We start from the raw sequence: 24,434 nt of genomic DNA, 5'->3' as shown, positions 1-24,434 counted from the left end.
CCTAGCCTGTCCGTCGGCGCGCTGCAAGTGATTGCGCGTGGCCGTAGGTTGCGTCAGTCTGGCGCCATGATCCTGAGCCTGCTTCTCGCCGCCGCGCCGCTCCAGGCAACGCCCCCCTCCCCGGCCGTAACGCCCGCCGATCCGATCGAGGCCGATTGGCGGACGATCCCCGATGACGAACTGCTGGTGATGACGCTCGCAAGCGGCAAGCAAGTCATCATCCGGCTAGCGCCGAGGTTCGCCCCCGCGCATGTCAGCAATGTCCGCACGCTGGCGCACGCGCGCTGGTGGGACGACGCCAGCGTCTATCGCGTGCAGGAAAACTGGGTCGCGCAATGGGGCGATGCGACCGAGAAGAAGCCGCTGCCCGCCGGCGTGACCGACCGGCCGGCGCCCGAGTTCGGCATTGCAGCGTTCGACCCCGCGGTGCGGATGACGCGGGCCGATCCCTATTCGACCGCCTCCGGGATCACCGCGGACGGCTGGCCGATCGCGACCAACGGGCGGCAGGCGTGGCTGACGCATTGCTATGGCATGGTCGGTGTCGCACGCGATGCGTTGCCGAGCACGGGTTCGGGGGCAGAGCTGTTCACCCCGATCGGCCAGTCGGCGCGGCGACTGGACCGCAACTATACCGTCGTCGGGCGGATCGTTGAGGGGATGGGCTATCTGTCCGGCCTGCCGCGCAGCGATGCGCCGATGGGGGTCTATGCGACACCGGGCGAGCGCACGGGCATCGTGTCGGTCCGGCTGGCGAGCGACATGCCGGCAGCCGAACGGCCGCACTTCCAATATCGCGCGGCGGACAATCCCCGCTTCGCCGCAGCGGTCACCCGGCGCGAGAACCCCGACGCGCCGATGGTCAGCCTGGGCGGGGCAGCGGTGTGCGACGTCCTGCCGGCGGTGCGGCGGCGGCCGTAACGTTGAGGGCGTTAGGCCGTTACCGTGAGATAACGGCCGTCGCGGGTTAGACGTTCGTGTCATCTGGCAGGGCGACCTACCGCCCTCCCGCTCATGCTAACACGTCACGCCAAGTCGGCAGCGATTGCCGCCCCTAAGATCAGTTAGCCGCGACCCAGGTCGCGACCTCACCAGCGATCCGATTGGCGGCATTGCTGAGCGCGGGCCCAGCATTGGCCGCATCGATCGCGCCGATCGGGACATGCGCTTCGAACCGGCGCTTGACGACATTGTCCTTGCCCGCCGGCGTCAGCGCCGCGTCATAGACCACCACCGCCTCGCGCCGGGTCGCGTCGAGGCCGAAGCGACGCAGTTCGCCCGCCAGCGTCGCTGAAGGATCGGCGATCGACTGGACCGACGACAGCACGACCATGTTGGTGCGCGCCGTGACGGTGTCCGCCAGCAACCGGGCGAACAGGCGCGCGGGCGGCTCGGCCCATTGCGCGTTCTTGACATAGGCGAGGCTGGTCGGAGTTTCCTCGACCGGAACGCGCGTCACCGCGATCGCGGCGGGCGTCGTCGGCACCTGGATCACGATCGAACGGGCGTTCGCCGAATTCTCGACCTTGCCGACCGCCGGCATCGCCGCCTCCTCCAGCGTCAACAGCGAGGGCGGCGGCTTGGCACCGAAGCTGATGCAGCCGGCGAGCGGCAGGGCCGCGGCGAGAAGGAGAAGTCTGGTCTTCATGATCTCACTTGCCCTTGTAATCGGGGAGCTTCTGCTGGCCGATCAGCGATCCTGCCCCGCCCTGATCGACCTTGTCGGCGATCGAGGACAGCGCGGTCGCGGTGACGCGCAGGTCGCGCACCAGACGGTTCGCTTCCGGGATCGTCTGCTTCGAGAAGGTCTGCAGGCCCGGCCGCGCATCCTGGATCGCCGAGTTGAGCGTTTCCGCGCTCTGCTTGGCCGCCGCGATCGTCTGGTTGAGGTTGGCGAGCGTCGGCTTGACGTCCTCCGCCAGCACGCCGTTCGTCGTGTCGGCGAGCTTGCCGATCGACTGGGCGGCATCGCCCGCCTGCTGGATCGCGATGCGGGTCTGCGCCAACGTCGCCGCAATCTCCGGCCCGCGATCGGCGAGCGCGTCGGTCAGGCGGTTGGTATTGTCGAGGATGCCGGCGATCGACGCCTGATTGCGGTCGGTGAGCAGGCCGGTCAGCCGCTCGGTCAGCGTCGACAGGCGCTCGAGCAGCTGCGGCGCGCTGTTCAGGATCGCGCCGATGCCGCCCTGCTTGGTCGGGATCACGGGCACGCCATAGGGGCATTGCGTCGGATCGGGGCGTTCGGGGCAGACGATCGGCGGCGCACCCTTGCGCGCGCCGTCCAGCGCGACGGTGCTGGTGCCGGTGAAGCTGCCCTGGATCGTCGCGGTCGTGCCCTGCAGGATCGGCGTATCCTCGTTGAGCGACACGCGCACGCGCACGAACTGGGGATCGGGCTTCCACAGCGCGATCTTCTTCACCTGCCCCGTCGGCACGCCCGAATAGGTGACGGTCGATCCCGTCGCCAATCCGTCGACGGATTGCTTGAAGAAGATGTCGTATTCGTGCGTCTTCGCGCCGCCAAGGCGGGCGATCCAGACGGTGAAGATCGCCAGCACGGCGAGCAGGATCAGCACGACCGCGCCGACGATCACATGGTTGGAACGGGTTTCCATCAGTCGCTTCTCGCCTGTTCGGCCGGTTCGGTCGCTGCGGCGGGACTTGCCGCGAGTTGGTTGGTCTTCACTTCGGTGGGGTGATCGCGCGCATTCGCCTCTTGCGTGGCGATCGCGGCGCGGCCGCGCGGGCCCTTGAAATATTCTTGGATCCAGGGGTGATCGAGCGCGAGCAGCTCGTCGATCGTGCCCACCGCGATCACCTTCTTGTCCGCCAGCACCGCAACGCGGTCGCAGATCGCGTACAGCGTATCGAGATCGTGGGTGATCAGGAACACGGTCAGCCCCAGCGTCTTCTGGAGCGATTGGGTGAGGTCGTCGAACGCCGCGGCGCCGATCGGGTCGAGACCCGCCGTCGGTTCGTCGAGGAACAGCAGTTCGGGATCGAGCGCCAGCGCGCGCGCCAGGCCGGCGCGCTTTTTCATGCCACCCGACAGTTCGGCGGGATATTTGGGCCCGGCATCGGGCTTCAGGCCGGTCATCACGACCTTGTACGCGGCGATTTCCGCCATCAGCGCGGGGTTCAGGTCGCGATAGAATTCGCGCAGCGGCACCTGGACATTCTCCGCGACCGTCAGCGTGGAGAAGAGCGCGCCGCCCTGGAACAGCACGCCCCAGCGCTTGCGGATATTCGTGGCCTCGGTTTCCTCGCGGCCGATCGTCGGTTCACCGAAGACGGTGATCTCGCCCTCGACCGGCGTCTGCAACCCGATGATCGAACGCATCAGCACCGACTTGCCGGTGCCCGATCCGCCGACGACGCCCAGGATCTCGCCGCGCCGCACGTCTAGGTCGAGCCCGTCGTGGATCACCGAATCGCCAAAGGCATTCTTCAGGCCGCGGACCTGGATGACATGCTCGCCGTCGTCGCCGGGAGCGGTGTTGCGCTGCGCCATCAGTTCCACCCCACCCAGGTGAAGAACACCGCGAAGAAGGCGTCGAGCACGATGACGAGGAAGATCGCCTGCACCACCGCCGACGTGGTGCGCAGGCCGACCTGCTCGGCGTCCGATTCGACCAGCATGCCCTGGAAACAGCCGGCGATCGCGATGATCGCGCCGAAGACCGGCGCCTTGATCAGGCCGATGTACAGATCGGTGATCGGCACGACTTCGCGGATGCGCTGGATGAACGTGACTGGCGGAATATCGAGCGACGCCCAGGCCAGCAGGCAGCCGCCGATGATCGCGATCAGCGACGAATAGAAGCCGAGCAGCGGCATCAGCAACACCGCCGCGATCGTGCGCGGCAGCACCAAGGCCTCCATCGGCGAGACGCCGATCGTCCGCATCGCGTCGATCTCTTCGGTCAGCTTCATCGTGCCGAGCTGCGCCGCGAAGGCCGACCCCGAGCGACCCGCCACCATGATCGCGGTCATCAGCACGCCGAGTTCGCGCAAGGTCAGGCGCCCGACGAGGTTGATCGTGAACACCTCCGCGCCGAATTGTCGAAGCTGCACCGCGCCCTGTTGCGCGATGACGATGCCGATCAGGAAACTCATCAGCCCGACGATCGCCAGCGCCTGCACGCCGACCACCTCGAACCGGTGAACCGTCGCGTTGAAGCGGAAGCGGCTGGGGTGGCGCACGACGTTGACGAAGGCGATCGTCGTCGCGCCCAGGAAGCCGAGCAGGCCGTACAGCGTGCGGAAGGTAATGACGACCGCATCGCCCATCTCGCCCAGCAAGCGGACGAAGGCGTTGGACGGGCGCTGCGGCAGCGCAACCGGCTGGTCGGCGGCGACGACATGGTCGAGCAGGTAACGCCCGCCCTCGTCCAGGCCGTCGATTTCGGCGTCGTGGCGGGCGGCGAAGCGATGGATCACCCAGGCGCCGACCGTATCGATCCGCCCGACATCGCTGAGATCGATGCGAGAAACCGGCCCTGCGACGCCGTCGAGTCGTTCGGGCAGCGTACCGATGGTACGCAGCAGCAGATCGCCGGAAAAGCGCAGCGTTCCGCCGCTATCCTGCTGGAAGTCCGGTGAGCCGCTCATCGCCATGGCTTGTGCGGCAAGTTGCCCTAAACGGCAAGGCGTTTCGCAGGTGCGACGGCCCACGGCGGGACGGTCGGTGTGTTCAGGTCAGGTTCGATCGGTCACGACGCGCGCGACAGGCTGCCCAAGTCAGAGCAGAACGTCGACGCTATGGATGACGAGGCCGACGAGCCCGCCCACCAGCGTCCCGTTGATCCGGATATATTGCAGGTCGCGGCCGACGGCGTTTTCCAACCGGCTGGTGATCGTACGCGTATCCCAGCCGCGCACGGTTTGCGACACGAGCGCGACGATGCCCTCGCCATAATCCGCGGCGATGCCCACGACGGTACGGCGAACGAAGCGATTGATCGTACGGGCGAGGCGCGGGTCGCTGGTCAGCGTTTGCCCAAGCTGGCGCAGCAGGTCGCCGATCTGGCCCTGCATCGCGCCTTCGGGATCGCGGGCGATGCGCAACAGGCCGGCACGCGCCGATTCCCACAGGCCGTCCATCCAGCGCTGCATCGCGGGATTGGCGATCAGCTCGACCTTCATCGCCTCCACTTTCGCCTGCGTTTCGGGGTCGAATTGCAGGTCCCAGGCGAGCCGATCGAGCCCTTCCTCGACCTTCAGGCGCAGCGGATGCTGCGGGTCTTCGGCCATATCGACGATCAATCGGTCGAGTCCGTCGATCAACTTGTCCGCGACGGTTTCGTCGAGCCCCGTCCAGCGCAGGATCGATCCCGCTCGTTCATGCACCATCTGGCGGATCAGATGTTCGTTGGCGGCCAGCGCCTTGGCACTCCAGCGGATCGCGCCGTCCAGCAGTGGGGCATGACGATTGTCGGCCACCGTGGCGGTGAGGATCCGGCCGAGGATCGGCGACACGTCGGTCTCGCGCAGTCGCGCCGCGATCCCCGCCTTCACCATGCCACCCAGCCGCTGTGGATCGAGGCCGTCGAGCACCTGCGCCACCAGCTTCGACGCACCCTGGCGGAACCGCCCCCCCGCCCCTTCCGGCGGATCGGTCAGCCAACGGGCGATCGCTGTGGCGACGTCGACGCGGCGCATCTGGCGGGCGATAATGGCGGGCAACAGGAAATTGGTGCGCAGGAAGGTCGCGAGCGTGTCGCCGATCCGATCCTTGTTGCGCGGCACGATCGCCGTGTGCGGGATCGGCAGCCCCAGCGGGTGGCGGAACAGCGCGGTCACAGCAAACCAGTCGGCCAGGCCGCCGACCATCGCCGCCTCGCTGAACGCCTGCACGAACCCCGCCCAGGGGTAAAGGGGCGCATAATGCCGGCTGACGAGGAAGATCGCAGCCATCGCCAACAGCAATCCACCCGCGATCCGCCGCATCCTGACGAGGGCTGGCGGGGCCGCCTCGCCGGCGCGGATACGGGAAACGGACGTCATCGGCGAAACAATCCCCGAAAGCCGGGGAAGTTCAAGAGGCGTGATGGATGAGGCATGCGGTGGTCATGGCGCCTTCTGTCGCTCGACGTCATTGCCGCTACCCGGCCCCCTCCAACGCCCCTCTTTCTCCGTCATTCCCGCGAAGGCGGGAATTCAGACGCGCTACCCTCGCGAAAGAGTCGCCACGTCAGCGGTTATGGATTCCCGCCTTCGCGGGAATGACGCGGAGGGAAGCCGTGCAGCCCTTCCCTCCGTCATCACAGCAAACGCCGGGTCCCGCCCTTACTCCGCCGGTTGGTCCCCATGGCCCAGCCGCCCGGGCACCGGCCCCAGCGTCGGCGTGTCCGGCCCCGCGATGCCGACCACCGTGCTGCCATCGTCGCCGGGGCGGTAGGTGAGCAGGCGCCGGCCCAGCCGCGGGCCGACATAGCGCTCCACCCCCACCGCCAGGCTGAACGCAGCAGGCACGATCACCAGCGTCAGGATGGTCGACAGGATCAGGCCGCCGATCACGACGATGCCCATCGGCGCACGCCACGATCCGTCGCCGCCGATCGACAGCGCCGTCGGGATCATGCCTGCGACCATCGCGACCGTCGTCATCACGATCGGCTGCGCGCGCTTGTGCCCGGCGTCGATGATCGCGGTGAGCGTGTCGACGCCCTTGTTCATCTCCTCCAGCGCGAAGTCGATCAGCAGGATCGAGTTCTTGGCGACGATGCCAAGCAGCATCAGCAGGCCGATGAACACCGGCAGCGACAAGGGGTTACCCGTCGCCCACAAAGCGATCAGGCCGCCCAGCGGTGCCAGCAGCAGCGACGCCATGTTGACGAACGGCGGCAGCGCCCGGCGGTACAGCAGCACCAGCACCGCGAACACGAGGAACGTCCCCGATATCACCGCGACGACGAAGTTCTGCAGCATCTCCGCCTGCCACTTCGCCTGCCCCAGCGTCAGCTTGTTCACGCCGATCGGCAGGTTCTTCATGATCGGCAGATTGTCGATCTGCTTCTGCGCGACCCCGGAGACGATACCCGGCGCAAGGTCCGCGCCCACCGCGATGCGGCGCTGCTGGTTGACGCGGTCGATCTGCGTCGGCCCCGAACCCAGGCTGATATCGGCGATCAGGCTGAGCGGCACCGATCCGCCCGTCTGCGTCGCGACCGGCAGGTTCTGAATCGTCGACAGCTCGGTCCGCGCGCCCTGATCGAGCGCAACGCGGATCGGCACTTGGCGATCGGCCAGGCTGAAGCGCGCCGAATTCTGGTCGATGTCACCCAGGGTCGCGATGCGGATCGCGCTGGACAGGGCCTGCGTCGTCACGCCCAGATTAGCGGCGAGGTCGAAGCGCGGCTTGATGATGATTTCGGGCCGCTGGAGGTTGCCCGAGATGCGCGGCTGGGTGATCGTCCCCAGCTTCGCCATCTGGTCGACCAATGTGTTCGCGGTCTTCTGCAGCAGCTCGGGATCGTCGCTGCCGAGGACGACAGTCATGTCTCGACCCGACGAGCCCCAGCCGAACTGCGACCGGAAGCCGACGCGGGCGTCGGGGATCTTGGCGAGCTCGGGCGCGAGCTTGCGTTCGAATTCCGTGCTGGTGACCTTGCGGTCGTCGCGCAGCGTCGCTGTCACGCGGCCATTGGCGACCGATCCATTCGATCCGGTGCGGGCGTAGACCGACTGCACCTCCGGCTGGCGACGGAGCAGGTCGGCGACACGCGTCACCACCGCGTCGGTCTGCGCGAGCGTGGTGCCCGGCACCATCTCGATCGTCGCAGTCGAATCGTCATTGTCCTGCGGCGGCGAGAATTGCATCGGGATGACGGTGAACATGAACAGCGTCGCGACGAATGCGGCGACGCCCAGGCCCATCACCCACATGCGATGGTCGCGCCAGCGGCTGGTGACGCGGTGATAGCTGCCCCGCGCTGCACTCGCCTTTTGCCGCGTGCTGTCGAGCGTCCAGCGCAGGACGGCCATATAGGCGTCCATCAGCCGCCCCTCGCCGTGGCTGGCGTGGCCGAAGCTCTTTAGGAAATAGGCCGCGATCATCGGCGTGATGAGGCGCGCGACGGCGAGGCTCATCAGCACCGACACGACGACGGTCAGGCCGAAGTTCTGGAAATACTGGCCGGAAATGCCCGGCATCAGGCTGACCGGCATGAATACCGCGACGATCGACATCGTCGTCGCCAGCACGGCAAGGCCGATCTCGTCCGCCGCGTCGATCGACGCCTGATAGGCGGATTTGCCCATGCGCATGTGACGGACGATATTTTCGATCTCGACGATCGCGTCGTCGACCAGCACGCCCGCGACGAGGCTGAGGCCGAGCAGCGTCATCTGATTGAGGTTGAAGCCCAACAGCTCCATGAACCAGAAGGTCGGGATCGCCGACAGCGGGATCGCCAGCGCCGAGATCAAAGTCGCGCGCCAGTCGCGCAGGAACAGCAGCACGACCAGCACCGCCAGCACCGCGCCCTCGATCATCGCATGGATCGCGGACTTGTACTGCGCCTCGGTATATTTGACGCTGTTCGAGCGCAGCACGAAATGGACGCTCGGGTTGCGCTTTTCGAGCGCTTGCAGCTTCTTCACCGTCTCGTTGAAGACGCTGACGTCCGAGGCCCCCTTGGCGCGCTGGAAGTCGAAGCTGATCGCCTGACGCCCGTCTACCGCGGCGCGGCTACGCTGTTCGGCGTAGAGATCGCGCACCGTCGCGATGTCCGCGAGGCGGATCGTCCGCCCATCCCCGACGCTGATCCGGGTCTGCGCAAGGTCGTTGGCGTTGCGCGCATTGCCGAGCACGCGGACGGATTGTTCGGACCCGGCGATCTCGGCGCGGCCACCGGCGGCGTTGAGGTTGATCTGCCTGAGCTGCGCGTTGACCTGCGCCGCGGTGAGGCCCTGCGCCTGCAGCTTCAGCGGATCGAGGATGACGCGGATTTCGCGGCTGACGCCGCCGTTGCGGTTGACCGCGGCCATGCCGGGCACCGACAGCAATTCCTTGGCGACGGTGTTGTCGATGTACCAGCTAAGCTGTTCGACCGTCATGTCGCTGGCGATCGCCGAATAGCTGGCGAGATCGTTGTCCGTCGTGTCCGCGCGGAAGATCTGCGGTTCCAGGATGCCTTCGGGCAGGTTGCTGCGGATCTGCGCGATCTTGTCGCGCGTGTCGTTGACCGCGCGGTCGATCGGCGTGCCGATCGCGAGCTGGACGACGGTGGTCGATTGACCCTCGGTGACGGTCGAGGTGATTTCGTCGATACCTTGCAGCGACCGGACCGCCGATTCGACGCGGTTGGTGACCTGATTTTCCAGCTCCGTCGGCGCCGCGCCCGGCTGGCTGATGACGACGATGACGACCGGGAAATCGATGTCGGGATCGTTGTTCACGTCCATCCGCATGAAGCTGACGATGCCCGCCAGCGTCAGCGCGATGAACAGGACGATCGGCGGAACGGGGTTCCGGATCGCCCAGGCGGAGATGTTGCGAAAGCTCATGTCAGCTCGCCTTTCCCACGACCGGCTTCACCTTCTGGCCCGGGACGAGGAAGCCGCCCGCGGCCCGCACCACGCGCTCGCTGCCGTCCAGCCCTGAGGTGATCGTCACGCCCGCGTCCGACACCTGGCCGATCTTGACGTTGCGGCGTTCGACCTTGTCGTCCTTGCCGACGATATAGACGAAGCTGCCCTTGTCGTCGCTCTGGATCGCCGAATCGGGGAGCAGCGGCGCGACCGCCGCGCCGCCGACGATCGTCGCCGAAGCGAAGCCGCCCGGCCGCAGCGCCGGATCATAGGGCAGCGCCACGCGGGCGATGCCCTGCCGCGTCTGCGTGTCGATGACCGGCGACACCTGCCACACCTCGCCGGCGAAGCTGCGATCGCTGCCGACCGGCGTCACCTGCGCCCGCGCGCCCGTGTGGAGCGTCGCGAGATCGGCTTCGGAGAGCTGTGCCCGCATCTCGATTTGGCCGCCCTGCGCCATGCGGAACAGCACGCCCGAACCGGCGCTGACGATCTGGCCGGGTTCGGCCTGGCGCGTCAGGACGAGGCCCGCGGCGGGCGCGCGGATGTCGAGGCGGCCGTTACGCGCCTGCGCCTCGCGCAGCCCTGCGGCGGCGACCTGCACGCGCGCGGCGGCGGCGTCGCGCGTGGCGGCCTTGCGCTGGAGATCGGCCTTGGAAATGAAGCCGCGGTCGACCAGCTGCTGGGCGCGGTCGAGTTCGGCCTGGGCGATCGTCTGGTCGGATCGTGCGACCGCGACCTGCGCGGCCAGGCTCTGCGCGGTCTGCGTCTGCACCGAACGGTCGACGGTGGCGAGCACCTGTCCCGCGTTCACCCACTGCCCCGGCTCGACCAGCACGCGGGTGATCATGCCGCCCTCGCCCGCAACGCCGACCGGCATCTCGCGCCGCGCGGCCAGCGTGCCGGTGGCGTTGATCGTGCGATCCACCGTCTTGCGACCCGGCACCACATAGGTGACGGCGGGCATCTGCTCGGTCTTCTTGCCGGCGTTGGGATCGGCCTTCTTGTGCCCGAACATGACATAAGCGAGCACGCCGATGAGCGCGATCACGATCACGGTGATGACGATCGTCCGTCCGCGGCCCGACGGCGCCGGTTCCCCCGGCAGCGCCATCCGCTCTTCGTGACCGATCGACCCGTTATATTCGTTCATGCCCGTCCCATCCCCGTCCCGGCTTACGTCCGGCCTGTACCCGTCGCACTGTGTTATCGGAATATATCACCGCACTCAAGCCCTGGTCGCGACGATGGGCGGCACGGTCGCCGCGTCATGCCGCAAGCCATTGATCTACGCAACGGATCGACGTCGTTCAGCAACGGTTGACCTTATCGGCGGCAAAGACCGCCCCACACGCAACAACGGGAGTCTTGCGATGAAATATTGGACCGCGCTGGCCGGAGCCGCCGCCGGATTGGTGACGATGACGGGCGCCGCGCACGCGCAGAGCCTGCCGACCACGGTCGAGCCACTGGTGCCCGCGCAGGGCACGATCCTCGACATCCAGGCGGAAGGCCGCACCACGCGCGTGCCCGATATCGCGACGATCCGTGCCGGCGTCGTGTCGCAGGCACCGACCGCCGCCGCCGCGCTGCTCGACAATGCGCAGCGGATGGCGCGCGTCATGGCGGGCCTGAAGCGCGCGGGCATCGCGCCCCGCGACATCGCGACGTCGAACGTCGGCCTCAACCCGCAATATCGCTACACCGACGGCCAGCCGCCGGCGATCACCGGCTATCAGGCGACCAACACGGTCAGCGTCCGCTTCCGCGACGTCGCGCGCGCCGGCACCGTGCTCGATACGCTGGTGGCGGAGGGGGCGAACCAGATCGAGGGCCCCAATCTGTCGATCGACAAGCCCGATGCCGCGCTGGACGAAGCCCGCGCTGATGCGGTGAAGCGCGCCCGTGCGCGGGCCGATCTGTATGCGTCGGCGGCCGGCATGCGCGTGGTGCGCGTCATCTCGATTGCCGAAGCAGGCCAGAACGACGGCGGATCGCCGGTCGTGCCGATGATGGTCCGTGCGATGAAGGCGGATGCTGCCACCGAGATCGCACCGGGCGAGAAGGACGTCACCGTCACGCTGTCGGTGCGCTACCTGTTGCAGTGAGGGGAACGGGGGCGGTGGCGATGAACCGCCCCGCCCCTTCGTCATCCCGGCGCACGCCGGGATCCATGGTTGCGACGCACTTGAAGGCGGGCACGCCCCTCGCCCCGGCACCGCCTCCATGGTTCCACGCGTCCGCCGGGATGACGATCAAGTGATGGATCCCGAACATAGAAAAAGGCCGCCCGGTTGCCCGGACGGCCCTTTCTTCAACCTTCGAGGGGGAAGCGGCGCTTAGCGCACGCTGCCACGACGCACGAGGTTCACGATCCCGAGCAGGATCACCGCACCCAGCAGCGACACCAGGAACGACGTGACGTTGAGCGGCGCATTGTTGATCGAACCGCCCGAGATGATCAGGCCGCCGATGAAGGCGCCGACGATGCCGACGACGATGTTCAGGAAAATGCCCTGCTGCGCGTCGGTGCGCATGATGATGCTGGCGAGCCAACCGATGACACCGCCGATGATGAGCCAAAGAATGATACCCATAAGTCCCTCCGTTTATCGCCCGGCGTGGGCTCTGGCGGAAAGACTCATGAGGCCGGATAAATGTTCCGCACGCGTTTCGGTCTAGCGTGCGATATCGCTCAATATTTCTGCTGGCGCTCGTACAACGACTTATAGTGCTGGATGCGCGTGACGCGCAGGCCCGGCATGCCCGACCGGTCGATCGCGCGCTGCCAGCCTGCGAATTCCTCGACGGTCAGGCCGTAGCGCGTGCAGACCTCGTCCACCGTCAGCAGCCCGCCGTTCACCGCGGCGACCACCTCTGCCTTGCGGCGTACCACCCAGCGCGTCGTCGACGGCGGCGGCAGCGTATCGAGCGTCAGCGATTCGCCGAGCGGGCCGATGACCTTGGCGGGGCGGATTTTCTGATTTTCAATCATCATTCAACCTCGATCGGGGCGGGGGGCCCCCTCTCTGAAAGCAGCACTGTCCTTAGCGACACGGTCTTGAAGATCGGCTGAAACGCCGAGGTAAACGCCGTCTTCATGTTCGGGAGCATCGCCGGTCCCGGCACCGGTCAACGTCCGCAGCAGCATCGCCACCGCGCCGTTGAAGGCACAGTTGAGCGGGTGCAGCAGCCGTGAGCGATGTCCCGTCCGGCCGCTCCGCATGTCGGAACGGAGCGCCGGTGGCACACCCTGCCGCGTCGCCACATCCGCCACGGCCGCGGACAGATCGCGGGGAAGCCGGCTGACTTCGCTACGTCTGTCGAAACCGGGAAAGCTGAGATCCAACGCGGCTGCACTCGTGTTACTCACTAAGGAGACACGGCTTTATCCCCGTTCGGGTGAAGGTCGGGTAAAGCCCGGCGCAAGAATATGTGAACCATCCTTACTTTGCGGTTCCACCGCCATCGGCGTATGGGAAGACCGTTATGGACGACACGGATTTCCAGCTGCCCGCCCCCCTGTCCGCGCGGCGCATCGTCGTCGCCATGTCGGGCGGCGTCGACAGTTCGGTGGTGGCGGCGCTCGCCGCGCGCACCGGCGCCGAGACGATCGGCGTGACCTTGCAGCTTTACGATCATGGCGAGGCGACGGGGCGCTCGGGCAGCTGCTGCGCGGGCCGCGATATTCGCGACGCACGCGCGGTGTGCGACCGGCTGGGCATCGCGCATTACGTCTTCGACCATGAAAGCCGATTCCGCGAGACGGTGGTCGATACCTTCGCTGACGCCTATCTCGCCGGCCAGACGCCGATCCCCTGCGTTCAGTGCAACACCGGCCCCAAATTCACCGACCTGCTCGCTTTGGCGCGCGATCTCGGTGCGGACTGCCTTGCGACTGGCCATTATGTCCGTCGCGTCGAAGGGGCCGCGGGCGCCGAGTTGCATCGGGGCGCCGATCCCGCGCGCGACCAGAGCTATTTCCTGTTCGCGACGACGCAGGAGCAGCTCGATTATCTGCGCTTTCCGCTGGGCGGCCTGCCCAAGGCGCGGGTGCGCGAGATCGCGGCGGAGATGGGCCTCGCCGTTGCGGGCAAACCGGACAGCCAGGACATCTGCTTCGTCCCCGACGGCGATTATGCCGGGCTGGTCCGCAAGCTGCGGCCCGAGGCGGACACGGCAGGCGATATCGTGGACCTCAACGGTACGAAGCTCGGCACCCATCGCGGCATCATCCACTTCACCGTCGGCCAGCGCCGCGGCCTCGAGATCGGCGGCAGTCCCGAGCCGCTCTATGTCGTGCGGGTCGATGCCGCGAACCGGCAGGTCGTCGTCGGCCCCCGCGCGGCGCTGGCGGTGGCGGCGGCGCGGCTGAGCGGGGTGAACTGGATCGGTGGCGACCATGGCGGGCCACTCACCGCCAAGGTGCGCTCGATGGCCAAGCCAGTGCCGGCGCGACTGGCAGGTGACCGCTTGCTGTTCGATGCCCCCGAATATGGCGTCGCGCCGGGCCAGGCGGCGGTGCTTTACGCCGGCGACCGGGTACTCGGCGGCGGCTGGATCGCAGCGACCGAAGCCGCAGCGCTCGCGGCGGCGGCATGACTGTTTCGATCGCGTCGCTGCAAGCGGAGATGGAGGCAGCGGCGGAAGCGCTCGATTTCGCGCGCGCCGCGGCGTTGCGCGACCGCATCAGCCTGTTGCGCGCCGGCGGCGAGGACGCGGACCCCGCCGGCCTGACGCGCCAACAGCCCGGTGCGATGGGCCTCGGCACGAGTCGCCAGCAGGTCGAACCGCCGGCAGGATGGGTGAAGCCGAAGAAACCCGATCCGATGACCAAGGGGCGGAAGCGGTAGGCCTCCTCCCCCCAATCATCGTCATTCCCGCGCAGGCGGGAATCCAGAACCGCTAACGGTGCGGCTCTTTCGGGAGGTCCGCGCGTCTGGATTCCCGCCTCCGCGGGAATGACGTTGGTTTATGAAACGGGGACCACCCTACGGCAGCAGGAACGTCCCCTCGATCACCGTCACGCAGGCCCCGCCCAGCACCACACGCTCGCCCTCCAACGCACAGGACAGCAGCCCGCCGCGCTTGCTCGCCTGAAACGCTGTGAAGCGATCGCGCCCCAGCGTCTGCGCCCAATAGGGCACGACCACCGCATGCGCCGCGCCCGTCACCGGGTCTTCGGAAATGTCGTAATAAGGCGTGAAGGCACGGCTGACGATGTCGGTCGCCTGTCCCCGCGCGGTGACGATCGCGACGATCGGGCCCTCTGCGGTCAGCGCGCGATCGTCCGGGCGGACGGCGCGCACCGCCGCCTCGTCAGCGAGCACGACCACCGCATAGCCCTTGTCATGCCACAGCGTCTCGACCGGATCGGTCACGCCCAGCGCCGCGACGACGCCCTCCAGCGGCTTCGCGCTCGGCCCCCATGCCGGCAGCGCCACGCGATAGCGGTCGCCATCGCGCGCCACCTCCAGGATGCCCGCCTGCCGCGTCGCGAAGCGCACCCGCGTCAGCGCCGCATCCGATGACAGCACGAAATGCCCGCTCGCCAGCGTCGCGTGGCCGCACAGCGCCACCTCCGCGGCGGGGGTGAACCAGCGTAGATCGAAATCGGCGTCCTCCCCCTCGTGCGGCACGATGAAGGCCGTCTCGCTGAGGTTATTCTCGCTCGCGATCTGCTGGAGCACGTCATCGGCGAGCCACGCGGCGAGCGGCATCACCGCCGCCGGATTGCCGCCGAACGCACGTTCCGCAAAGGCATCGATCTGGGCGAAGGGGATGCGCATCAATAGCCGACCCGCTTGCCGAACCAGTGCGGCGTCACGTCGGCCTCGACCAGCGGATTGTCGGTATCGACATGGCCCTCGGGATCGAGGTGGATCAGCACCTCCACCTTCGGGAACATCTGCCTGAGGTTGCGCTCGACGCCCTCGACGATGTCATGCGCGGCGCCGACCGTCAGGTTGCGATCGACCTCCATGTGGAATTGCGCGAAATCGTGGCTGCCCGACCGGCGCGTGCGGAAATCGTGGATGCCCTTGAGGCCCGGCTGGCGCGCGGCGACGTCGAGGAAGGCGGCCCGCTGATCCTCGGGCCATTCCTTGTCCATCAGCTGGTCGATCGCGTTGGACGACGCCTGGAACGCCCCCCAGGCGAGCCACAGCGCGATCGCGATGCCGAAGATCGGGTCCGCCTTGTGCCAGCCCAGATACTGGTCGACCACCAGCGCCAGGATCACCGATCCGTTGAGCAGCACGTCGGACTGATAATGGACGTTGTCCGCCATGATCGCGACCGAGCCCGTCGATCGGATGATGCGGCGTTGATACCACAGCAACACGATCGTCGCGACGATCGCGATCAGCGACACGCCGATGCCGAATTCGGCGTCCGCCGTCGGCCCGTTCTCGCCCAGCGCGGTGATCGCGCGCCATGCGATGCCCGCCGCCGATGCGGTGATCAGCGCGACCTGGAACAGGGCGGCCAGCGCCTCCGCCTTGCCATGGCCGAAGCGATGATCGTGATCCGCCGGCGTCGCCGCGAGCCGCACGCCGTACAGCGTCACGAGACTGGCGAGCAGATCGAGTGCGGTATCGGCCAGGCTGCCGAGCATCGCGACCGATCCTGTGTGCCAGGCCGCAAAGCTTTTGAGCGCCAGCAGGAAGCAGGCCATACTGACGCTGGCAAGCGCGGCGCGGGTCGCCAGCGGCAGAAAACGGCGTTGTTCGTCGCGCGTCATGGGAACAGCAATCCTTCGGTCCAGCCCGTATCGGTCCGCGTGAACAGGCGGCGTTCGTGCAGACGATGCGCGCGATCCTGCCAGAATTCGATCGCCTGCGGCGTCACGCGATAGCCGCCCCAATGCGGCGGCCGCGGTACGTCGCCGCCCTCGAACCGGGCTTGCATCTCGGCAAACCGCGCCTCGAACGTCTCACGCGTATCGAGCGGCCGCGACTGGTCCGATGCCCAGGCGCCCAGCTGCGAATCACGGCCGCGCGACGCGAAATACGCATCCGACTCTGCATCGGTCGCTCGGGTCACTGCGCCCTCGATGCGAATCTGCCGGCGCAGCGACTTCCAGTGGAACAGCAGCGCCGCCTTGGGCACCGCCGCCAGATCGCCCGCCTTGCGGCTTTCGCGGTTGGTGTAGAAGACGAAGCCGTCGGGGCCGTGCCCTTTCAGCAGCACCATGCGCACCGACGGCTGCCCGGCGGCATCGACGGTGGCGAGCGCCATCGCATTGGGGTCATTGGGTTCGCTGTCTTTCGCCTCGGCATACCAGGCATCGAACAGCGCGAAGGGATTGTCGGCCATGGCCGGCCCCTTAGCGGAAAATGGCCGCAAACAAAAATCCTCCCCCGCCAGGGGGAGGAATTGGCGGGAACGACTCTTTCTCCCATGAATTGAATCGCTTCCGCAACGGAAAGCCCTCGCAATGCCCGCACGCGCCTATTGGCAAGGACAGATCCGGCTCGCGCTGGTGTCGATACCGGTCGAAATCTATTCGGCGACAAAAAGCGGTGCCAGCGTCGCCTTCAAGCAGATCCACGAACCCAGCGGCAAGCCGATCCATTACGAGAAGGTCGTCACCGGCGTCGGCCCCGTGGACACCGACGAGATCATGAAGGGCTATGAGGTGTCGAAGGGCGAATTCGTGCTGCTGGAGCAGGACGAGATCGACGCAGTAAAGCTCGAATCGAAGAAGACGCTGGAGCTGACCCAGTTCGTCGATGCCGACGAAATTCCCGTCCTCTATTACGAAAAACCCTATTTCGTCGTGCCTGCGGACGATCTGGCCGAAGAGGCGTTCATCGTGCTGCGCGAGGCGCTGCGGCGGACGAAAAAGGTGGGCCTCGGCCAACTGGCGATGCGCGGGCGCGAATATGTCGTCAGCCTGAAGCCGTGCGGCCGCGGCATGGTGCTGGAAACGCTGCGCTACGCCGATGAGGTGAACAAGGCACAGAGCTATTTCCGCGAGATCCCCGACGCCAAGCCCGACAGCGAATTGCTCGACCTTGCCGAAGCGTTGATCGACAAGAAGAGCGGCGCCTTCGATCCGCAGGAATTTCACGACCGCTACGTCGATGCGCTGAAGGATCTGATCGCGCGCAAGCGCAAGACCAAGGGCAAGGTGATCGAGGATGTCGACGACGACACACCCGCCAAGAGCAGCAATGTCGTCGATCTGATGGCGGCGCTAAAGAAGTCGATGGAGAAATCGGGCGGGTCGGCAGCCAAAGCCGCGCCGGCGAAAAAGCCCGCCGCGAAGAAGGCCCCCGCCAAACGCGCCCCGGCGAAGAAGCGTGCCTGAGACAGACCCGCTCGCCCGCTACAATGCCAAGCGCGATTTCGCGAAGACGGCGGAGCCGGCGGGTACGCTCGCGCCGGGCAACGGCAATAGCTTCATCGTCCAGAAGCATGACGCCACCCGCCTCCATTGGGATTTCCGCCTCGAAGCGGACGGCGTTCTTAAAAGCTGGGCCGTGACGCGCGGCCCCAGCCTCGATCCCGACGAAAAGCGTCTCGCGGTGCGCACCGAGGATCATCCTTTGTCGTATGCGACGTTCGAAGGCACGATTCCCGAAGGCGAATATGGCGGCGGCACGGTGATGCTGTGGGACCGCGGAACCTGGGCGCCGGTCGCGGGCAAGTCCGCCAAGGACATCGATAAGGGCCATCTCCACTTCGTCCTCGATGGCGAGCGGATGCAGGGCGAATGGCTGCTGATCCGCCTGAAGCCGCGCGGCAAGGAAAAGCGCGAGAATTGGCTATTGCGCAAGATCGACGACGCTCACGCCGGCGGGACGGACACGTTGGTCGAGGAAGGCCTCACCAGCGTCGCAACCGGCCGCACGATGGCGGAGATCGCCGACGGTAAGTCCTCTCCTGCTCCGCGGGGGAGGGGGACCGCCCGCGCAGCGGGTGGTGGAGGGGCAGCCCCGCGCGCGACGCGTGCGAAAAAGGGCAAGAAGGCCAAACTCCCCGCCTTCCAGAACCCCCAACTCTGCACCTTGGTCGACAGCGTGCCCGCGGGCACCGGCTGGCTGCACGAGATGAAGTACGACGGCTATCGCGCCCTCGTCGCGGTCGCGGATGGGGCGGCAAGGGTCTACACCCGCAACGGCCTCGACTGGACGGACAAATTTGGGGGGATAGCAGAGGCCGCCGCCGCCCTCCCCGTGTCCTCCGCGCTGATCGACGGCGAGATCGTCGCGTTCAAGGATGGCAAGCCCGATTTCTCAACGCTGAAGGACGCGATCGGTGCGGGCGGCGCGATGACGCTGTTCGCCTTCGATCTGCTGTCGCTCGACGGCGAGGATGTGACCGGCCTGACGACGGTCGAGCGCAAGGAGCGGCTGCGCGGCATCGTCGGCGATGACGGACACCTGCAATTCTCGGAGCACGTCTTGGGCTCGGGCGAGCAATTGTTCGATACGATGTGCCGCGAGGGGATGGAGGGCGTCGTGTCGAAGCGCGCCGACGCGCCCTATACCGGCGGCCGCAACCGGACGTGGCTGAAGGCGAAATGCACCCGCCGCCAGGAATTCGTCATCCTCGGCTGGGTGCCGTCCGACAAGCGGCGGGGATTCAAGTCACTGCTGCTGGGTGTACGCGAAGGCGATGGCAAGACCGGGGGCTGGCGCTACACCGGCAAGGTCGGCACCGGCTTCGATACCGCGACGATGGACGATCTCATCGAACGCCTCGCGACGCTCAAGACGGACGCACCACCGGTCGACGCGACCGCGCTGAAGCCCTTCCGGGCCGCCATCCGCGGCGCGCGCTGGGTTCGCCCCGATTTGGTCGCGGAGATCGCCTTTGCCGAGACGACGCCCGATGGCCTGCTACGCCACGCGAGCTTCCTGGGTCTGCGCGGCGACAAACCCGCCGATACGGTCGTCGCGGAAGTGCCCGAACCCGCCCCCGACCAGGCCGATACGCCAGCGATCCACGTCAAGGTCAGCAATCGCGACCGCGTGATCTTCCCCGAAAGCAACGTCACCAAGGGCGAGCTCGCCGATTATTACGCCGCGGTCAGCCCGATCATGCTGCCCTGGGTCGCCCGCCGCCCGCTTAGCCTGGTCCGCTGTCCGCAAGGCCGCGCCAAGCAATGCTTCTTCCAAAAGCACGACGCAGGCAGCTTTGGCGAACACGTCCACCATGTCGACGTCCATGAAAAGGACGGCAGCGTCGAACCCTACCTCTACGTCGACAGCGCCGACGGCCTCGTCGCCTGCGTGCAGATGGGGGGCATCGAATTCCACGGCTGGGGGAGCCATGTCGACGCGATCGAGCGGCCTGACCGGCTGGTGATCGATCTCGACCCCGACGAGGGCCTGGGATTCGCGGACACCAAGGCGGCCGCCGATCACGTCCGCGCGCAGCTTGCCGAGATCGGCCTCGTCAGCTTCCCGTTGCTATCGGGCGGCAAGGGTGTCCATGTCGTCGTGCCGCTCACGCCCCAGGCGGAATGGCCAGGCGTGAAAGATTTCGCCGACCGCTTCGCGCGCGCGCTGGCCGCGGCGGAGCCGGACCGCTTCGTAGCGGTTGCGACCAAGGCGAAGCGGAAGGGCCGCATCTTCATCGACTATCTGCGCAACCAGCGTGGCAGCACCGCGATCATGCCCTATTCGGCGCGAGCCCGGGCCGGCGCACCGGTGTCGGCCCCCGTGTCGTGGACCGAGCTGCGCGACATCGACACGGCCGCGCGCTGGACCGTCCGCGACGCGGACGAACTGCTGAAGCGCGCGACGTCGCGCGCGCTGGCCGGCTGGGGCGTGGCGGATCAGGTGCTGCCGGACGTGTGAGGCGTTCCGGGCGCCTGCCAACCTTCGTCACCCCGGACTTGGTCCGGGGTCCACCGTGCCGCTAGGGGGCGGCTGGAGGCGCAAGCTATCCCCAAGCCGCAGAGTGGACCCCGGAACAAGTCCGGGGTGACGGCCGGCATAGTACCCACCCCTCCCCAAACCCTGTTGCATCCGCCCCAGCATGTGTAGACGGTGCGCCGCACCAAAAGCGGGGGACGGACGGACAGCGATGGCGACGCAGGCGGCGCCCATATTCGATGCCGAGACGCATGCCCGGCGCTGGATCGCCGACTATTGCGCACGTACGCGCGGCGGCGACGTGCTGTGCGACAGCGGCGATCCTGCCTGGGCCGCGATGTTCGCCGAACTCGCCAGCGTCGCCTCCGACGACCTCGATCATGTCCGCGAACGCGTGCGTCGCCACGCCGCCGACATCGGCACCGGCTTTCGCATCATCGGCGAGGCGGACGAGCGCCCCTGGCCGGTCAGTCCGGTGCCGCTGCTGATCGAGGCAGACGAATGGGCCGGCATCGCCCGCGGAGTCACGCAACGCGCCGAGTTGATGGAGACGGTGATCGCCGATCTCTACGGCCCGCAGCGCCTGGTCGAACGCGGCCTGATCCCCGCGGCGCTGGTTACCGGCAGCCCCTATTTCCTGCGGCCGATGGTCGGGCTGGATCCGCCGGGCGGCAAGCATCTGCACTTCATCGCGATCGATCTCGGCCGCGGGCCGACCGGCGAATGGCGCGTGCTCGCCGATCACCTGCGCGCGCCTGCGGGCGCCGGCTACGCGCTCGAGAATCGGCTGGCGGTCAGCCGCACACTCGGTGGGCTTCAGGCGCGGCTCAACGTGCAGCGGCATGCGCCCTTCTTCGCCGCCTTCCGCGCCGGCATCGCCGCCATGTGCCGCCGCGCCGACCCACGCATCGGCCTGCTGACGCCGGGGCGGTATAACCCCAGCTATCCCGAACAGGCGCATCTCGCACGCTATCTCGGCCTGCTGCTGGTCGAGGGCGCCGACCTCGCCGCACTGGAAAACCAGCTCTACGTCCGCACCATCGCCGGCCTCAAGCGCATCGACGCGCTCTGGCGACGGGTTGATCCGCGCATGCTCGATCCGCTGGCGTTCGATTCGCACTCGCAGATCGGCGTCGCCGGTCTTATCGACGCCTATGCCGCGGGCAATGTCGTGCTGTCGAACGCGCCGGGCGCGGGCGTGCTGGAGGCGCCGGCGTTCGGCGCCTTCCTGCCGCAGCTCGCGACGCGGTTGCTGGGCGAGAGCCTGCATCTGCCCAATATCGCGACCTGGTGGTGCGGCCAACCGACCGAGCGTGCGCGCGTCGCCGAAGACCTCGACCGCATGCTGATCGGCACCGCCTTCGGTCCCGCCCCGCTCGGGTTGCCGCAGGGGCGCACCGTGTATGGCGGCGAGCTGGACGACGACGCCAGGGCTATGCTCCTCGCCGACATGGACCGGCGCCCGCAGGATTATGTCGGGCAGGAGATCGTGCGCCTGTCGACCATGCCCGTCGTCATCGGCGATACGCTGGAACCGCGCCCCTTCACGCTGCGGGTCTTCGCGGCGCGCGACGCGAGCGGCGGCTGGACGGTCATGCCCGGCGGTTTCGCCCGCATTGGCGAGGCGACCGACCCGCGCGCCAGCGTGCTGGGCGAAGGGCTGTGGTCCGCCGACGTCTGCGTCCACGGCGCCGAGGCAGTGGAGCCCGTCTCGCTCCTCCCCGCCCCCGATTCGCACAACGTCCGCCGCAACCCCGGCACATTGCCCAGCCGCGTCGCCGACAACGTCTATTGGCTCGGCCGTTACCTGGAGCGCGGCGAGGCGCTGCTCGCGGCGATCCGCGTGATGCTGGGCCATTCGATCGCGGCGGACGGCGGCGCGGCCTTGTCCGACGCCACCGTCGCCAAGCTGGTCGGATTGATCGCGGGCAATGGCGCCGCCCCTCACCCCGACTCGATGCGCCGCGGCGACCTCACTGCCTTCGCGCGTACCGCGATGGAGGACGAGGGCTGGCATTCGGTCGCGAAGATCAATCGCCTGGCCCGCGGCATCGGCGAAGGATCGCGCGACCGCCTGTCCGCCGACATGATGCGGCTGCTCGAAGCGCCCTTCCCCACCCATCGCGGCATGCTCGACCGGGCGGGCTCGCTCCAGCGCCGCTATGCCGCAATCCTCGGTCTGTCGGCGGAGCATATGGGGCGCACCGCCGCCTGGCGCTTCCACGACATCGGCAGGCGTATCGAGCGCGCCATCGCGATGACGCGCGCGCTGCGGCTGTTCGGCATGCCCGGCGCGACCGCGGACGATCTGTCGACCCTGCTCGACCTCGCCGACAGCCAGATCAGCTATCGCCAGCGGTATCTGACCGGGATTGCGCGCGTCCCCGTCGTCGATCTGGTCGCGCTCGATCCCGGCAATCCGCGCAGCCTCGCGTACCAGGCCGAGCGCATCACCCAGCGGCTCGCCGACCTGCCGGTGCTGAGCGACGACGGCATGCCCGAACCGCAGCAAAGCCACGCCGCCGCGCTCGCCGCGACGCTGGCGATGACCGACGCGGCGGCGATCGACGCCGATGCGCTCGGCGATATCGAACGGCGCCTTGCGCAATTGTCCGACGCGATCGCGCGCCGCTACTTCCTGCAAGGCGCCGAACCCCTGCGCGCCGTCGGGCTTACCCTGGCATGAGGTGGGGCGCATGACCACGCACCCGATGCGCTACGACGTCCGACACGTCACCCGTTTCGACTATGGCGGCAACGTCAAGTTCGCGCGCTGCAACCTGCGGCTCAAGCCGATCAACTGGCCGGGGCAGGTGCTGGAGGATTACCGCCTGACCGTCGAGCCCGCCGGGCGGACGAGCACCGGCCTTGCCGAAGCGGGCCTCGCCCATGTCACGCGGCTGGTGGTCGATACGCCGGTGCGCAGCCTGACGATCGAGAGCGTCGCGCGTCTGACGGTCGACCGGCTGGTGCCGGTGCCTGCCGCCGACGACCCGACGCTGGGCGAGATCGCCGCACTGGCGCTCGCCAGCCGTGACCTGTCGGCGGCGGGACCGGCGAATTACCTGTTCCCCTCGCCGCTCATCCCGCTCGACCGCGACATCGCCGCCTATTGCGCCGAAGACCTTGCGCCCGGCCGCGGCAGTCTGGAGGCGGGGATTGCGCTCGCCCGCCGCATCCAGCGCGATTTCGCCTTCGATCCGCACGCGACGCTGGTCGACACGCCACCGCGCGAGGCGTTCCGGCAGCGCAAGGGCGTGTGCCAGGACTTCGCGCAGATCATGATTACCGGCCTGCGCGCCGCCGGCCTGCCCGCAGCCTATGCCAGCGGCTATATCCGCACCATACCGCCGGAGGGGCAGCCGCGGCTGGTCGGGGCGGACGCGACGCACGCCTGGGTGCTGCTGTGGTGTGGCCCGGTGCGCGGCTGGATCGGGCTCGATCCCACCAACGGCATCTGGATGGCGGGCGACCATATCGTGATGGCGGTCGGCCGCGACTATGCCGAGATCGCGCCGGTCGATGGTGTGGTGCTGGGCTCGCAGGCGCAGAGCATGTCGGTGAGCGTGGACGTGGCGCCGCTGTCCTAAATCCCGCCGTCACCCCGGACTTGGTCCGGGGTCCACCGGACCACCAGGGAATGGCAAGAGGCTCGAATCGTCCCCCTCGCCGCAGAGTGGACCCCGGACCAAGTCCGGGGTGACGGAATCAGCCTCCTACTTCGTCACCGCATTCGCGTTGCCGACATCCTCGTCCGTATCCCCATCACCCGTGCCGGAATAATCCATCCCGCTCTGCCCGCCATGACCCAGGAAGCCACCGCCGACCCCGTCGCGGTCCTTCGCGTCCTTGCCCGTATGCGGATTGGAATACGCCCCACCGTTGCTCTCGCTCGCGGACTTGCCGCCCGGCGCCTCGACGCCGTCGTTCGATCCGCCGCGATCCGTGCTCATCGCCTGCGTGGGCTGTGTGTCGGTCATCGTCACTCTCCTCGATGACCCACCAACGAAGCAGCCACCGATTGCGTTGCGACGCGGCCTCCCCCACATAGGTTCATAATACACCAACGGG

At 67.7% G+C, this 24,434-nt stretch carries 21 protein-coding genes; 8 read left to right on the top strand and 13 right to left on the bottom strand.

Annotation, left to right across the window (positions count from 1 at the left end; all coding sequences use genetic code 11):
- Positions 1-66 precede the first annotated feature (66 nt).
- Positions 67-921, top strand: a complete 855-nt coding sequence (locus SPHME3_RS0107250) for a peptidylprolyl isomerase (RefSeq protein WP_017979883.1) — start codon at positions 67-69, stop codon at positions 919-921.
- 139 nt (positions 922-1,060) lie between these two features.
- On the opposite strand, the gene SPHME3_RS0107245 is transcribed toward SPHME3_RS0107250, so the two are convergent.
- From SPHME3_RS0107245 to SPHME3_RS0107215, 7 genes are all read right to left on the bottom strand, one after another.
- Complete coding sequence (locus SPHME3_RS0107245) at positions 1,061-1,648, bottom strand: ABC-type transport auxiliary lipoprotein family protein (RefSeq protein WP_017979884.1); 588 nt, start codon at positions 1,646-1,648, stop codon at positions 1,061-1,063.
- A 4-nt stretch (positions 1,649-1,652) separates the two neighbouring features.
- Positions 1,653-2,615, bottom strand: a complete 963-nt coding sequence (locus SPHME3_RS0107240; protein ID WP_017979885.1) for an MlaD family protein — start codon at positions 2,613-2,615, stop codon at positions 1,653-1,655.
- Positions 2,615-3,511: an ABC transporter ATP-binding protein gene (locus SPHME3_RS0107235; RefSeq protein WP_018250648.1), complete on the bottom strand. Its 897-nt coding sequence runs from the start codon at positions 3,509-3,511 to the stop codon at positions 2,615-2,617. The genes SPHME3_RS0107240 and SPHME3_RS0107235 overlap by 1 nt, the downstream gene beginning before the upstream one ends.
- On the bottom strand, positions 3,511-4,617 hold the full coding sequence (locus tag SPHME3_RS0107230) for an ABC transporter permease (protein WP_017979887.1): 1,107 nt from the start codon (positions 4,615-4,617) through the stop codon (positions 3,511-3,513). The genes SPHME3_RS0107235 and SPHME3_RS0107230 overlap by 1 nt, the downstream gene beginning before the upstream one ends.
- 123 nt (positions 4,618-4,740) lie before the next feature.
- The gene (locus SPHME3_RS0107225; RefSeq protein ID WP_024310370.1) at positions 4,741-6,006 is read right to left on the bottom strand and encodes a DUF445 domain-containing protein; all 1,266 of its coding nucleotides are present in this window, start codon (positions 6,004-6,006) and stop codon (positions 4,741-4,743) included.
- Positions 6,007-6,288: 282 nt separating this feature from the next.
- The gene (locus tag SPHME3_RS0107220) at positions 6,289-9,510 is read right to left on the bottom strand and encodes an efflux RND transporter permease subunit (RefSeq protein WP_018250647.1); all 3,222 of its coding nucleotides are present in this window, start codon (positions 9,508-9,510) and stop codon (positions 6,289-6,291) included.
- Between the two features lies 1 nt (position 9,511).
- The gene (locus SPHME3_RS0107215) at positions 9,512-10,687 is read right to left on the bottom strand and encodes an efflux RND transporter periplasmic adaptor subunit (RefSeq protein ID WP_017979890.1); all 1,176 of its coding nucleotides are present in this window, start codon (positions 10,685-10,687) and stop codon (positions 9,512-9,514) included.
- Between the two features lie 220 nt (positions 10,688-10,907).
- Between SPHME3_RS0107215 and SPHME3_RS0107210 the strand changes: the two genes are divergently transcribed.
- Positions 10,908-11,642, top strand: a complete 735-nt coding sequence (locus SPHME3_RS0107210; RefSeq protein WP_017979891.1) for an SIMPL domain-containing protein — start codon at positions 10,908-10,910, stop codon at positions 11,640-11,642.
- Between the two features lie 231 nt (positions 11,643-11,873).
- On the opposite strand, the gene SPHME3_RS0107205 is transcribed toward SPHME3_RS0107210, so the two are convergent.
- Positions 11,874-12,131 (bottom strand): GlsB/YeaQ/YmgE family stress response membrane protein, encoded by a 258-nt coding sequence (locus SPHME3_RS0107205; RefSeq protein ID WP_017979892.1) that lies wholly within the window; start codon positions 12,129-12,131, stop codon positions 11,874-11,876.
- Positions 12,132-12,229: 98 nt separating this feature from the next.
- Positions 12,230-12,529 carry a CtrA inhibitor SciP gene (sciP, locus tag SPHME3_RS0107200; protein ID WP_024310369.1) on the bottom strand — a complete coding sequence of 100 codons (300 nt, stop codon included), beginning with the start codon at positions 12,527-12,529 and terminating at the stop codon, positions 12,230-12,232.
- Positions 12,530-13,023: 494 nt separating this feature from the next.
- Here sciP and mnmA point away from each other — a divergent pair, with 494 nt between their 5' ends.
- Both mnmA and SPHME3_RS0107185 read left to right on the top strand, forming a co-directional pair.
- A complete protein-coding gene (gene mnmA, locus SPHME3_RS0107190) occupies positions 13,024-14,136 on the top strand; it encodes a tRNA 2-thiouridine(34) synthase MnmA (RefSeq protein ID WP_017979895.1) in 1,113 nt (370 codons plus the stop codon).
- Positions 14,133-14,387 (top strand): UvrB/UvrC motif-containing protein, encoded by a 255-nt coding sequence (locus tag SPHME3_RS0107185; RefSeq protein ID WP_018250646.1) that lies wholly within the window; start codon positions 14,133-14,135, stop codon positions 14,385-14,387. The genes mnmA and SPHME3_RS0107185 overlap by 4 nt, the downstream gene beginning before the upstream one ends.
- Before the next feature lie 138 nt (positions 14,388-14,525).
- Here SPHME3_RS0107185 and SPHME3_RS0107180 read toward each other — a convergent pair whose 3' ends face one another.
- Genes SPHME3_RS0107180 through pdxH form a run of 3 tightly spaced genes read right to left on the bottom strand, consistent with a single transcriptional unit; the run spans position 14,526 to position 16,851 of the window.
- Positions 14,526-15,323: a PhzF family phenazine biosynthesis protein gene (locus SPHME3_RS0107180; protein ID WP_017979897.1), complete on the bottom strand. Its 798-nt coding sequence runs from the start codon at positions 15,321-15,323 to the stop codon at positions 14,526-14,528.
- On the bottom strand, positions 15,323-16,276 hold the full coding sequence (locus SPHME3_RS0107175; RefSeq protein WP_017979898.1) for a cation diffusion facilitator family transporter: 954 nt from the start codon (positions 16,274-16,276) through the stop codon (positions 15,323-15,325). Before SPHME3_RS0107175 ends, SPHME3_RS0107180 begins: the two co-directional genes overlap by 1 nt.
- On the bottom strand, positions 16,273-16,851 hold the full coding sequence (pdxH, locus tag SPHME3_RS0107170; protein ID WP_017979899.1) for a pyridoxamine 5'-phosphate oxidase: 579 nt from the start codon (positions 16,849-16,851) through the stop codon (positions 16,273-16,275). Before pdxH ends, SPHME3_RS0107175 begins: the two co-directional genes overlap by 4 nt.
- A 121-nt stretch (positions 16,852-16,972) precedes the next feature.
- On the opposite strand from pdxH, the gene ku reads away from it, so the two are divergent.
- From ku to SPHME3_RS0107150, 4 genes are all read left to right on the top strand, one after another.
- Positions 16,973-17,848, top strand: a complete 876-nt coding sequence (ku, locus tag SPHME3_RS0107165) for a non-homologous end joining protein Ku (protein WP_017979900.1) — start codon at positions 16,973-16,975, stop codon at positions 17,846-17,848.
- Positions 17,841-20,345 carry a DNA ligase D gene (gene ligD, locus SPHME3_RS0107160; protein ID WP_017979901.1) on the top strand — a complete coding sequence of 835 codons (2,505 nt, stop codon included), beginning with the start codon at positions 17,841-17,843 and terminating at the stop codon, positions 20,343-20,345. Before ku ends, ligD begins: the two co-directional genes overlap by 8 nt.
- Before the next feature lie 229 nt (positions 20,346-20,574).
- Positions 20,575-23,049: a circularly permuted type 2 ATP-grasp protein gene (locus SPHME3_RS0107155; RefSeq protein ID WP_017979902.1), complete on the top strand. Its 2,475-nt coding sequence runs from the start codon at positions 20,575-20,577 to the stop codon at positions 23,047-23,049.
- Positions 23,050-23,074: 25 nt separating this feature from the next.
- Positions 23,075-23,953, top strand: coding sequence for a transglutaminase family protein (locus SPHME3_RS0107150; protein WP_024310368.1), 879 nt, complete (start codon positions 23,075-23,077; stop codon positions 23,951-23,953).
- 126 nt (positions 23,954-24,079) lie between these two features.
- On the opposite strand, the gene SPHME3_RS0107145 is transcribed toward SPHME3_RS0107150, so the two are convergent.
- Positions 24,080-24,343, bottom strand: a complete 264-nt coding sequence (locus tag SPHME3_RS0107145) for a hypothetical protein (RefSeq protein WP_017979904.1) — start codon at positions 24,341-24,343, stop codon at positions 24,080-24,082.
- Positions 24,344-24,434: the final 91 nt, after the last annotated feature.

This window comes from Sphingomonas melonis DAPP-PG 224 (assembly GCF_000379045.1).
Classification (GTDB): Bacteria; Pseudomonadota; Alphaproteobacteria; order Sphingomonadales; family Sphingomonadaceae; genus Sphingomonas; species Sphingomonas aquatilis.
Note: the sequence above shows the minus strand (reverse complement) of the source record. Positions and strands in the feature narration are given on the sequence as shown.